The following is a 12,363-nucleotide window of genomic DNA, read 5'->3' as shown; positions in this document are numbered from 1 at the left end:
ACGTATTTCGCCGATGTGTCTGCACCCACTCGCTTCAGGAACTCCGAGAACGGCGTGCCGCCCCAGCGTCCAATCGCGCTCCATCCTTCTACACAAATGTGCCGCGTTGTGTTCCGCTTTCGGTAAGGTATAGAGTTCGGGCAAGGTCCAAGTGCGTGTGTTCTGCACCAGGCCACCCACCTTCAGGCGAAAATCTGTGCCATCAACTTTAGGCGCGTCGTCGACTCCGTAGAACGCGTTAAACGGAAACGGTCGTGTGATATCCGCCTCGGTGTAGGTTGGTGCCAGGCGGTTCGGATCGAATAGCCAGCCTTGCACGGTGTCGTTCATTCGCGAGACACGAGTAAGGAAGGTTTCGACGGATTGTCATCTGACAGACCACAGCCGGTCAGCATCGAGAGACCCCCGAGCGTGAGACGCGTTTGCCGAACAGGCGGCGGGAAGGCATGTCGAGTTCGCGACGGACATTAATGATCAGGGATCCACGGTCAACGTTTGTGCGATTTGGTTTAATGGGTTTCACGATCGATTCTCCTGGACTAGCGTCCCCGAATCATGGTCAAAAATGAGCGTGGCGCCAGCGCGACCATCACCAGGTGCACGACGATGAACGCTGCCAGCAGCGACATAGTGCAGAAGTGGACAACGCGCGCAAAGTCGTAGCCTCCCATCAGGCCGCGTAACAGGGGGAATTGCACCGACTTCCAAATTGCGAGACCGGACAAAACCAGCCCCAGCAATATCAAGCATCACAAAGAGGTACGCGAATTGTTGTACAGCGTTGTATTTGCTTGGGTCAGCGTGCGATAAATGTCCCCTGAGGGCTTGGCCCAGATCGCGCAGGATCGAGCGCGGCGACAGTGGGAAAAACTTCGTCTTAATGCGGCCCGTCACGAGATTCATCGTAAGATAGAAGAGCCCGTTGAAGAACAAGAGTCACATCGCCGCGAAGTGCCATTGCAGTGCGCCTCCGAGCCATCCGCCGAGCGTTATGCTCTTCGGAATCGTGAAGCCCTTGAACACCGGCGACGCGTCATAGATTTGCCATCCCGACATCATCATCAGCATCACCGCGAGTGCGTATAGCCAGTGTGTCAGCCGCACCCACGCGGGCTGCATCGTGCGCGTGGGGACAGTCAATCCGCTCGGTTGATGTGTAGGGTTCATTCTGATCTCCTCGCATTACTTGGCTATCGCACCGAAAAAATTCTCTCGCGTGGTAGTGTCTATCAGCATGGGACGCCATCCCAATGATGGCGTTGTGCCACCGCTTTAACGGAAATCTTTTAGCTACCGCATAACGGCAATTCGGCCGCTTGCAGCACTTTACCCGTAGACTCACTGCCAACGAACACCACCACGCCATAGCGCATCGCGTTCGCAGTGCACACGCCCGAAATTTGCTCGGGGATACCCGGCATTTTTCGAACGTTACCGCTTGATAAAATGGCTGGGCGAATGCTCCAGCCACTTTCCGTCCTCGTTTAGCTTAGTTCGCCATGGCGCCCGATGCGCCGTGGCCCATCTTCGAGTCTCCTGTACCTTTCTTCATCATGTTGTCGTGCTTCATCTTCTTGCTCATCGAGCCTTTGGACATTGAGTCTTTCGACATTGTGTCTTTTTGCATCGAATCCTTGCTCATTGAGTCTTTCGACATACCGTCGTTGGACATGGCGCCGCTCGCTTGCGCGAACGCCGAACCACCACATACCAGCAAGCCTGTGGCAAGCGCTGCGATTGCAATCCTTTTCATAGCAACTCCTTGTGTGATTTCTGTTTACATTGAATATCCGCGATCCGACGACCTGCCTTTTCAGGCAGGTGCTGAGTTTTGCGGCACAGGGTGTGTCGACATTTCGATCCACTGGCTGCGGGACATATCAAGTGCGCTTTCCCGTCAGGTACGGATTCTCCTCAAGAACTTGGTTTTACCTTTGCTCTCGACTCCTTGTAGTATCTAACGTAGGTCGTGGGCCCACGATCTCTAATCCGTAATTCGCTCGGCCCTTCGCTCTGGTTACGGTTAAAATGAAATATATTTTGACGAAGTTTCCGTAATGCAACGAGCACAAGCAAACAAGTCTTAGGTCTGATCTCAGCGCACCCGGGGGCCGGTTACTTCATCGCTAACGATCGGAATTTTCTGTGAAAATTCAGTGAATCCATCTGATATCGAGAAGGTATCAGGCGGAACATTGCGATTGCACCCGCATCCCACACGGGGAGACTCATGCGCGGGACCCGTTTGGCCGCGATTGGCCAAACGCTTTCACGCCCAGAGTTTGGTTAGGAGGCTGATCCAGATGCCAAATCGATTGGCGCCGATTCGCAGTTCTGAAGTACTAATCAAACTACGTCCGGCGACATTCGCGTTCGTGGATGTAGCAGCATTTATCAGACCCGATATCAGCGATCATCGTTGGAATTTTCCGTTGCGGCCGCGCGATCGATGGCATAGCGTGAGTCCGGTCAATTCTTTATCACTTGCGCCACCTTCGATCGGTAGTCGTCCTTCTACCGGTTGAGCCTCAGTCTGGCCTCTGTAGCACGATGCCGATCGTCGTCGCCCCTGTGCAGATATTGTGGCTGGACGTCGAGATCGAGTCGTGCCCCAGGTTATCTCTCACGTATCGTAGATTGACTTGGCCATCCATCATGCGAGAGCCCGTCGTGTGCCGTAGCCAATGAGCCGACGTCCGGCACAATCGTTTGGTCGCGCGCTCACGCGCTTCCCCCGTTGACTGCAGATGGTCGATCGCGTTGTCGAACACCTGTTTAATGATTAGGTGCAGACCACCGCAGGTCAGCGGCCGATGTGTCCCACCGATCGGCAACAGCAGAGGGCGTCGTTTCACCGCCATAGGGGAGTGCACCCAGCCCGTAGTGTCCGCGATAGCGTGCGAGCTCCGCAATCAATTTCGTCGTCGCCGGCAGCAAGCGCTCCTTGACCTTGCCGGTGATCGCGAGCCAACAGCGGTCCTGCCCCTCTCGATCAAGGCGTCTAAAAAAAGCTCCCCATCGGAATGCTCACGACTTCCTCGATGCGCAGACCCATCAGATACACGAGTGAGAACAACCAACGCACCCGCCCGTAGTGATCCTGCTCGCGTGCGGTGTCTCGGGTCATCGCGTCGATCGAGGCTTGAGGGCCTGCCAAAGATCGTCCTCAAGGATTCGGGTCACGCGAGGCTGAGAGCCCTCAAGGATACGCTCCGCGCAGTAGCGCAGAGTTCATACAAGCTGAATGGATTCGGAAAGATTGCCCTTATAGTTGGAGGCCTCGCGCTGGTTCGACTCCCATCCATGCAACCAGAGCTCCAGTTTCGCGGGTGGAAGGGGACGGCTGAGATGAAAGCCCTGCACCAGATCGCAGCGCATCTCCTTCAGTTGTTCCAACATTTCCTCGGTTTCCACACCCTCGGCTACGACCTTGAGGCCCATGTTGTGGCCGAGGTCGATGGTCGAGCGAACGATGGTCTCGTCGTCCTTGTCAGTTGCCATGCCCATCACAAACGACTTGTCGATCTTCAATTCGTCAACCGGCATGCGCTTGAGATACGACAGCGACGAATAGCCGGTGCCGAAGTCATCGATGGAAATTCGTATGCCAAGCGCACGGAGGCGGTCGAGTGTTTCGATAGCGTGATCGGGGTCGTCCAGTATGGCACTTTCTGTAATTTCCACCCAGATCCATTCGGCGGGGACGCCATACTTCTCTAGCATCGAATGAAACATTTCGGGCAGCGTGGACTGGATCAGTTCTCGGGCCGACACATTCACTGACACGGCCAGTTCGATGCCCTGCTCACGCCACATCGCACACTGGTGAATCGCCTTATCGGCGACCCAGCGTGAGATCGTTTTTATATAACCGGTCTGCTCGGCGAACGGGATGAACTGATCGGGCGCGACAAAACCGCGCGTCGGGTGTTCCCAGCGAATGAGCGCCTCGACATATTTGACTGTATGCGTGGCAAGATCCACTTTCGGTTGATAGTAGAGCGTTAGCTGATCGTGCTCGATGGCCTGACGCAACTCGCTCATCAATGAGAGGCGCTCAGCACTGTTGTGGTCGTGTTTCTCGTCGTAGAGAGCGAAGCCCGAATTGGTGCGCTTGGCCGTGTACATCGCGATATCCGCGCGCCGCAGCAGCACGTTCATGTCTACACCATTGTGCGGAAAGCTGACGATGCCAATACTCGCGCCAATATCGACGAGTTGGCCCTCGATCATCGTGGGCTTTTCGAGCGCCTTGAGCATGCGCGTGGCGATCATCTCCGCGGCCTCGATGTCGTCAGTCGGCAACAGCACGGCGAACTCATCACCGCCGAGGCGCGCAACGGTGTCGGATGCCCGGTGCAATGAGGCCTGTAGTCGCTTCGCCACCTCGCACAGCAAAAGGTCGCCGATCGGATGGCCCAGCGTGTCGTTGACATACTTGAAGCGGTCGAGGTCCATCATCATCACGCTCAGCGAATGGCCGGCCCGGAGCGCCACGCTGAGAGCCTGTTGCAGGCGGTCGCTGAACAGCGCACGGTTTGGCAGACCCGTCAGGCGGTCCATGTAGGCCAGCTCGGAGATCCGCTGCTCGCGATCCGCAATGCCTTCCTGCATCTGATTGAATGAGGCCGCCAGCTCGGCAATTTCGTCGTTGTGCGAGACGACAAGTGGTTCGGCGTAATTGCCTTGTCCGATGCGCCGTGAGAAACGCGTCAGCGCCGCGATCGGACGCGTGACGCTGCGCGCGGTGAACACACTACCGATGACTGACACTAGCACGCCGCATAAGGTAATGAGCCACAGGGCGGTGCGCAGGCGTTGGAACGGAGCAAGTGCATCGCGCAGCGACCGCTGCAGCAGGACCGCCATTGGTTCACCCGGTGACTGAAGCTTTATGACTCGGCTGGCGTAGTTCTCGTCGGCGAGACCGGCGGCATTCATGGGCGTCGATCGTTTCGAGGGATCGAGAGAACTCGCGAGCACGGTCCACTCGCCGTCAGCGCGGCCATCGAGGAATGAGACGTCGAGCGAAGTCAGTTTGCTCATCTCGCTCGCCATCTTGTCGTCGATGAGAAAACCCATCGTGATCCATGCGATCGTAACGGGAGCTTTGACCGGGACCGCGACGAGCTGATAGGGGCGCCCGCCGATCATGCCAATTGACGATGCATCGCCGTTGCGCTGGGCTGCATGGATCAGCGTGGGAAAGGGGAAGGTCGCACCTTCGAGCGCGGGGCCATTACTGTCGGTGACTAATTTGCCGTCAAGGTCCACGAGCATCACGATATCCGCATTGACGCGGTCGCCATGATTCTTGAGCGCGGAGGCCACGGTGTTTTCGTCGTATGTGGCGACCGCCTGACGGAAGGCGAAATCGGCCGCAACGACACTGGCCGCCTGCGCCAGTTTTTCGCCGTTTGAACGTAGTACTTGTCTGAACACACGTTCCGCTACGGATAGTTGCTCCTGCGCATTGCTGCGTGCATTCGAACTGATCACCGAACTGGTGACGAGGAAGGCCGCTGCCTGCACGGCAAGCATCAGAAGAACGAAGATGACGGCGATTCGGGCGCGCAGGCTGTGAAGTCGCATGACGGGAGAATTATTCCGGGTTCAACTGCAGCGTGATCTTGGCGGGGCTGTCGCTGCCGGCGCTGACTTGGCTGCTCGGCTGCGTGTTCGGTTCGGTCATCCGGTAGTGCCACACCGTCACCTTGTAGCTGTCAGCGGGCAGGTTATTGATGTCCGCGTGACCGTTCGCATCGGTCTTGGCGAAGTAAGGTGTATCAACGAGAAGCAGATAGGCGACCATCGTGTCGTGAATATTGCAGCCCATCACCACGAGACCAGGATTGTCGAACACCACCGGTTTCGCCGGAATACCGTGGTACAGGTTTAGTTCGAAGCGCTTGGCCGGCGAGAATGAATAGACGTCGTGTTCAATGTTGTCCTTGTTCGGGAACGTAATGGCGGCGCCGGTCTGTGCAACTGAGACAAGCGGTACGAATTGCCGCTTGATCTGGTCGATGACCGCGCCGGCTGGCTTGGACGCCGGCAGCTTCCCGCTCACTGGCATGGCGTAGACGATGGCATCCTTGACCGGCGCACCGAGCTGGTCAGCGACCTGTACGCGCACACTGGCGGCGTTTGCACCGATCGACGGGAAGCTCGCCGCGCAGAAAAGAAGCGCTGAAATTACCTGTTTGCTGAGTTCCATTCAACTGTTTTCCCGATGAATCGATCGCATAAGTGCGTGGCACACCGACAGGTTTATCGGCATGTCGCGGAAAAACTTTAGCCGCGTGTATGCACACCGATACGTAGACGTTTTTGCTTATTCGCGATCCTGAATGTCTCGGTACATGGGTGCGAGCTTCGCTAGCAACTTGTTTTGCGAGTGGAACGGCACGCCGTTCTTGTCCATTGCCTTTTGCAGATTCTCGACCAACGCATCGAACGCCGCGCGATCGATGTTCTGGCCTTCGTGGGTTCGCTTCATCGTGCGGCCGGTGTATTGGCAGGGGCCACCCAGCAGCACGCAAAATTGCTCGACAAGCTTCTCCTTGATGCGCCGGATGGGAGCGTTCTCGAAATACGGCGCGGTGCGCGGATCGGCGAGCAGGTTCGTGTACAGGTCGTCGGTGATCCTGACGAGGCCGGGCTTCTCGCCGAACGTGCGATAGAGCGAATCGTCCGCATACGCGCCTGCACTCATCAGTACTGGCAGGGCGAGTGCTGCGACCCGTGCGCCCCGAAGCAGTGTATTTCGCAACTTCATGTGCATCAGAACCCCACTTGCAATGAAAGGTAGGCGCCGCGCTGGTTCTTGAAGGTCGCGATATCGCCCAACGCGACGTAAGCAGCCGTCAACGAGACGTGTTTGGTTGGCGCCCAGGCAAAAAAGGCGTCGTAGGCGTTCTGTTCGCGCGCGAAGCTGAGATTATCGGGCTTGGTACGGTATTCGCCGCCGATGGCCAGGGACTTCGACAGCATGTAAGCCGCCGAGGCTTCAAATTCGGCATGGTATGCGTTGGATTTGTCGCCACCGAATCCAAGCAAGCCAAATTGATTGGCCTTGGTGAATCGCAGGGTGCCATTGAGCAGCACGCTTTGCGCCAGCAGCAGTTTCGTGGCCGACAAATAGAAATCAGTACCGGAATTGCTCGTAGCTCCCACCGCGTTGACGATGTCACCCTGCTCGTTGTGCTTGAACTGGATACCGGCGGCGAGTTGCGGCACCCACGTGTCCTGATCGAGCACGGCGTCGCCTAAGAGTCGAACCTTCATGCCGAAGATGTCCTGATTGAACTTGAAGTTCGAGCCAAGGCCGAGCTTCGCTCCGGCATCACGCGTGTCAAACGTCTGGCGTGCGAGCGAAAACTCGACGCGGTTCGCGACGCCCACGGCAATCCCGTACGTCGACAGCGCGAAATCCTGCGTCCTGACATAGGTGCCGTGAGCATTGCCACCGAGTTGCGAGGCGGTTCCATAGCCACCGATCACGGCCCACGGAGTGAGGCCTCCGCCTGCGGCACCTTCGATCTCGGATACGCCACCTGTGAGCAGGAGTTTACCGCCGGTAGTTGGTTCGTCCGCCACTGCTGGGCAGGAAATTAACGCGGACGCGGCCAAGGCCAGGCAGGATGTTCTTTTTCTCAATTGCATGGATATCGGGCCTGTTACAGGCTTAGAACGGGTTGGTTTCTATGTCCCTGGTTTAAGACGACGCTGAGTCACCCCTTTCTCGCCGCAGAACCTGATAGCGACGTGACAGTTTGACAATCGGATACTTTTTCAATGTTGCCTTAACATTGGTATATCGGCGATTGAGGTCGCATCTTTAGAGGAGCGTGCGAGCGGAGAAATTCTCCCAATGAAACGCTTACGCGTAAGCGCTTGTGAGGGGCTTGATTCGAACAGGTGTGGTGGATGAGGTGGGCCTTCGATATAAGCGAGACTTCGAAAAAATTGAATCCGAGTGGACGCCGAACAACGCCAGGCTCCAAGAAGGCCCGGAGCGCGCAGGAAGCCGACGTACCGAGTGACGAACTGACGCGAACACAATCAGAGCCTGAAAAAGCTCGGGAAGATAAGCTTTTCTCCATGATGGTGATCTGAAAAACCAGCTTATCGGCGTGTCTCCCCTGACACGCCTCGTTTCCGCGGCACACATGTCCTATCACGGATGGTATATCGAACCGATTTAGTACAATTCGTGTCGTCGTCGCCGAGCGTCAAGCGTCAAGCGGCATGTAACCGGCGGCGATGCCCGATTTTTCTTGTCACGCACGGCGAATGTCATAAGGATCGCCGTGCCGTCACCCTCTATACGATCCATCAGTTGTCTATCTGGACATGAGCAACGGATAACGGATGGGTATCAAGCTTCAGAGACAACTTCCTCGACTGACGGTTCGCACCCGCAGCAGGGAAGGAGCCGCCTCGCCGGCTGTGCGACGCGGAATGCACCACAACTCCGCCTTCGAACGGTCAGGAATGCTTTCTTTAGGTTAGTCGCACCCCGTCGTCGCCGGTGACAACGTTATCGACGAAGTTGTGAAAACTTCATACGGTCTAGAAAAGTCGATCGAGCTTCTAGACACCTCGAAAACCACCGTCCTACTGCAGTGCTTCGACTACGCCGTATTTAACCCGAGCGACTTTTTAAATAAATTGCGGTACGATGAAAATCTCTCAGGTCGGTGGACACCCTCGGAAACCGCACCTTTTCAGCCGGCTTCGTGCCGGTTTTTTTCATTACAAATCGCAAGCTTTGAATTTATGTTTCGACTACCGTTTCCGCTCAAATATATAAAATGAGAGGCGGACATGGAGATGACGTACCTAGGGACGGCCATTCGGCCCGCTGCGGAGCGCTCGCGAGGAGGTCAACGCCTCAGTGACTATCTGCGACGAATCTGGAAACGCTCAATACCACGGGTCCCCTGGACGCTTCGCATCGGAAGATGCAGCGATAAACTTTGCCACTAAATGGGGGCTCGCGTTTACGAACGGCGACACCTTGCCTTATCCTTTCAACTCTAGCATAGCGCGAAGTCGAACTGAGAGACACGTTAGCATGCATGCAGTTAAAAGCAGGAATTTCGTGCATTAGTGGCGCTAAGGTTAGGTTTGCCATAGTCGGCAATTGCTATTAACGAAAGCTGAACAGGAATATGCTTACTTTTCACATCAGCTTCGGTTTTGTGCGGGAGGAGTCATGGAGACACTTACAAATTCAGCTTCCGCGGCTGCGAAATGCAGTCCGGCTGAATGTTGTGGCGTCGTTCGTGCGAGCTACTGAGCGACTGCCACGCGACGCCCGTCTTGTGCCGCCAATTCACGTAACGGTGCACTACGACGGCGAACCGTTCATTCGCTTGGTCTGGGAGAATTTCAGCGTGGTAACCGCGGAATATTCTTCGGATTTGACGCGCTTATTCTGTGTGACAGCATTCGCCACTTTGCAGGCGCCCGAGGCTATGAATTCGCAATGGACGGCGCAACATGGAGTGGCGGGGATGCCGGAAGCCACTGTTGCTTCGTGCAGGTGACACGAGTTGTTCAGTTGAGGCACGCAATTGAGCTCGGCCGGGCGCAATGCTGCGTGGCGAGCGGTGCATCTGCGAGATTGCGTTAAACGCGAGCAATACAGGCGGTGGTCGATTGTCCAGCGCTCCTGCGTCAGGGAATTCATGTGCATGCAGTTCACCATGCCGGCGCTTTTGATCGGACCGTGAGCGTGGCCGATTGACTGACGTCGGACCAACTCGATCTCGCGCGATAAATCCTTATCGACTATCGCATCGTCGAACGGCATGCAACCGTCCTCGTGAGCCGCGATCTGTTCATTCGTGTCCGAGTCAGACGTGGTGTTTTGCGCACGTCCTAACCATCATGCAACGCGTCTTTTTTCCATACACTCTGCGATAACCAATAGCCCATAAGATCGCGGTCGACGCGGTCCGGTAGGGGACTCAACGCATTGGGAAACAGATCTGTCAGGCCGTGCGCAGACGGACACGACGGTCGATTATCTGATTATCTGAGCGCCTTTGTTGTGCCAGCGCGTCCGTCCGACCGATTGGACAACAGCAATCGCATAGACGTCGAGAGTCACTTACGGTATTCGCCGCGCTTGTCAGCGCTCTCCGGCACACAAATCAGCAATATTGCATCCATCGATAGCAAGCGTACGTACCTTAAGGTTCGATACTTGATGGAGCGTCCATGAGCCACGCAAATCGGCGCTTCACTGTCGCGCTATGCGTGGCTATAGGTACATTTACGTCATCTGAAGCAATGGCGCACGTCAAATGGTTTTGCTCCACGGCCGATCCGTCGGCCTCTCCATTGAGCTTGGCTAGAGTTTTTACCCCGATTTTTATTGCCACCCTTGGTGCTTTTGGATCCGCGCTTTTCCTTGGCGTTCTCGTTGACAACTGGGTCTCGCGTCGTTGGCCTGCCGTTGTGACGGCTGGTCCTACTGTTGAGCAGTCGACCGAGAAATTGATGCGCGTGGCAGTTGGCGCTTTTTTCCTTTGCTTGTGGGATGGCGGCGCTGTAGTACCGTGGGCCGATGGCAAGGCGATGCTCACGCCGGAATTGTTCGGCGGTATCGCCTGGATAACGACGCTGCAGTTTGTCGTGGCGCTGTGCATGCTCTGGAAACGCAGTTGCTTGCTGGGTGCAATCGGCATCTTGGCTATCTATGGTGCTGGCGTCGTCAAGTATGGCGTTTTTCACATGATCGATTACACGTTTTTCCTCGGTATCGCAGGCTATATGGCGCTCACATCGTTCGACGATCCGAGGGCGAGGCAGTGGCGAGAAGTTGTCGTCGTTGCTAGCTTGTCGGGAAGTCTGATGTGGACGGCGATCGAGAAATTTGTGTTCCCTCAATGGACCCTCGCGGTCTTATACTCTTATCCCAACATTGCCCTTGGCATCGATCCGGCGATCGTTACCGTGATTGCCGGATTCGTCGAGTTCACGCTGGCGTTCTTCCTGCTAGTTGGTTTTGGCCTATTGCGACTCGGTGCTACCCTGCTACTGATTATCTTCGTTGCAGCAGTTCCTGAATTCGGGCATCTCGACGCCGTTGGTCATTTCACTATCGTCGGTATTTTAGGCATGGTCATGTACCAGGGCGCAAGGCAACTACAGATCAGTCTGCGTTCGAAACGAGAAAACATGCGCGCTGACGCAGTTACGACAGTCTTGATATACGCAGTATTACTTGCATTGTTCTTTGCCTTCTACTATGGCGTCCATGCTCTTCAATATGGCTGATCGCTGAACCGTAGACTTGGCTTCTAGATCGCCACTCGCCACTCGTTCAACTGTACACGACAAGACTGCTGAGAGGCCGTCTTAGGCGTTGGGCATTGCTGCAATGGTGCTGGTGCAAATGGAGGATGGGTCGGGAATCGGAGTCACTATTGCACCCACACCCGACCTAGAGAATGCGCTGCGAGGCGTCATTGATGAGTTGTGTGACGCGAATCCCGATTGCGAGATTAACGCGACGTTTGATTTGAATCAAAGCATACAGTGTGACCGCACGCGTATTCAGCAACTGTTGTCGAACCTGCTGGGTAACGCCACTACGCATGGCGCAGACGATCATCTGATTACGGTCAATGTCTGCGTCGAGAATGAACACTTGGTCATCAGCGTTGCGAACGGCGGAGACATAATCGGTCCTGACACGCTGGGAAAGGTCTTCGAACCGTACTGGCGTCTGGCGTCAAGCAAACCGGGCGGCGGGCTCGGACTTGGCCTTTACATATGCAAACAGATCGTGAAGGCGCACAGCGGGATACTGGAGGTCCGCTCGTCCGCCGAAGAAGGAACGTGCTTCATCGCTCGGATGCCCGCGCGAGGTGTCCAACAACCGTGAACCAACTTCAACCGGTCAATTGCCGCGCTTAAGAAGCTGTTCAAGTCGGGCGACGGCTTTATACAACGCCGTCAAACGCAATTCCCTCAGCTGTCGCTCATGCTCATTCACGACAATGGTTAAGTCGTGAAGCGTCTGGTCGTCAAACTCGCAAGGATCGTCGAACCGCTTATCTTCCAAGATTTCGTATAACGATAGTTCAGCGTGGTCAATGACTGCCTGTTCAATTGTTGAGTGCCCGTCTTCCTTTAGGAAGCCGGTCAGCAACGTGACTTCAAGCAAGCAGTGAGCTGCGGCAACGTCTGCCCGACCTTGCCGGGCGCCTTCTAGTGCCAACCTGAAACGCAACGAGAGCTTGTCCGCCAGCATCTTGTCAAGCGGAAGGTGTAGCGTTTTGCTGCTCCGATTGGGAAGCGTGTAGCTATAGAGCATACTTCGCTTTCTTGGTGAAAGCATCGGTT

10 protein-coding genes and 2 pseudogenes are annotated in these 12,363 nt (G+C 55.8%); 2 read left to right on the top strand and 10 right to left on the bottom strand.

The annotated features are described in order from the left end of the window. From ACSQ83_RS16100 to ACSQ83_RS16060, 9 genes and pseudogenes are all read right to left on the bottom strand, one after another. Positions 1-448: pseudogene (locus ACSQ83_RS16100) on the bottom strand (molybdopterin-dependent oxidoreductase); the annotation flags it as partial. Positions 449-539: 91 nt separating this feature from the next. Then, a pseudogene (locus ACSQ83_RS16095) lies at positions 540-1,167 on the bottom strand (cytochrome b/b6 domain-containing protein). A gap of 322 nt (positions 1,168-1,489) precedes the next feature. Beyond that, positions 1,490-1,753 carry a pentapeptide MXKDX repeat protein gene (locus ACSQ83_RS16090; RefSeq protein WP_436228850.1) on the bottom strand — a complete coding sequence of 88 codons (264 nt, stop codon included), beginning with the start codon at positions 1,751-1,753 and terminating at the stop codon, positions 1,490-1,492. Positions 1,754-3,001: 1,248 nt separating this feature from the next. Beyond that, positions 3,002-3,127 (bottom strand): hypothetical protein, encoded by a 126-nt coding sequence (locus ACSQ83_RS16085; protein ID WP_436228849.1) that lies wholly within the window; start codon positions 3,125-3,127, stop codon positions 3,002-3,004. A gap of 104 nt (positions 3,128-3,231) precedes the next feature. Continuing rightward, positions 3,232-5,592 carry an EAL domain-containing protein gene (locus tag ACSQ83_RS16080; RefSeq protein ID WP_436228848.1) on the bottom strand — a complete coding sequence of 787 codons (2,361 nt, stop codon included), beginning with the start codon at positions 5,590-5,592 and terminating at the stop codon, positions 3,232-3,234. Positions 5,593-5,602: 10 nt separating this feature from the next. Then, a complete protein-coding gene (locus ACSQ83_RS16075) occupies positions 5,603-6,217 on the bottom strand; it encodes a methylamine utilization protein (RefSeq protein ID WP_436228847.1) in 615 nt (204 codons plus the stop codon). A 117-nt stretch (positions 6,218-6,334) separates the two neighbouring features. Beyond that, positions 6,335-6,778, bottom strand: coding sequence for a group I truncated hemoglobin (locus ACSQ83_RS16070; protein WP_436228846.1), 444 nt, complete (start codon positions 6,776-6,778; stop codon positions 6,335-6,337). Between the two features lie 5 nt (positions 6,779-6,783). Continuing rightward, on the bottom strand, positions 6,784-7,665 hold the full coding sequence (locus tag ACSQ83_RS16065; protein WP_436228845.1) for a DUF3034 family protein: 882 nt from the start codon (positions 7,663-7,665) through the stop codon (positions 6,784-6,786). A 1,690-nt stretch (positions 7,666-9,355) separates the two neighbouring features. Then, entirely contained in the window at positions 9,356-9,820 is a 465-nt protein-coding gene (locus ACSQ83_RS16060; RefSeq protein ID WP_436228844.1) for a hypothetical protein, read from the bottom strand. A gap of 410 nt (positions 9,821-10,230) precedes the next feature. On the opposite strand from ACSQ83_RS16060, the gene ACSQ83_RS16055 reads away from it, so the two are divergent. Together ACSQ83_RS16055 and ACSQ83_RS16050 are read left to right on the top strand one after the other, a co-directional pair. Then, on the top strand, positions 10,231-11,292 hold the full coding sequence (locus ACSQ83_RS16055; RefSeq protein WP_436228843.1) for a hypothetical protein: 1,062 nt from the start codon (positions 10,231-10,233) through the stop codon (positions 11,290-11,292). Between the two features lie 103 nt (positions 11,293-11,395). After that, entirely contained in the window at positions 11,396-11,902 is a 507-nt protein-coding gene (locus ACSQ83_RS16050) for a sensor histidine kinase (protein WP_436228842.1), read from the top strand. Between the two features lie 15 nt (positions 11,903-11,917). Here ACSQ83_RS16050 and ACSQ83_RS16045 read toward each other — a convergent pair whose 3' ends face one another. After that, the gene (locus tag ACSQ83_RS16045; RefSeq protein ID WP_436228841.1) at positions 11,918-12,334 is read right to left on the bottom strand and encodes a hypothetical protein; all 417 of its coding nucleotides are present in this window, start codon (positions 12,332-12,334) and stop codon (positions 11,918-11,920) included. Positions 12,335-12,363 lie beyond the last annotated feature (29 nt).

The sequence above is a fragment of the Caballeronia sp. LjRoot29 genome, assembly GCF_964252755.1.
Classification (GTDB): domain Bacteria; phylum Pseudomonadota; class Gammaproteobacteria; order Burkholderiales; family Burkholderiaceae; genus Caballeronia.
Note: the sequence above shows the minus strand (reverse complement) of the source record. Positions and strands in the feature narration are given on the sequence as shown.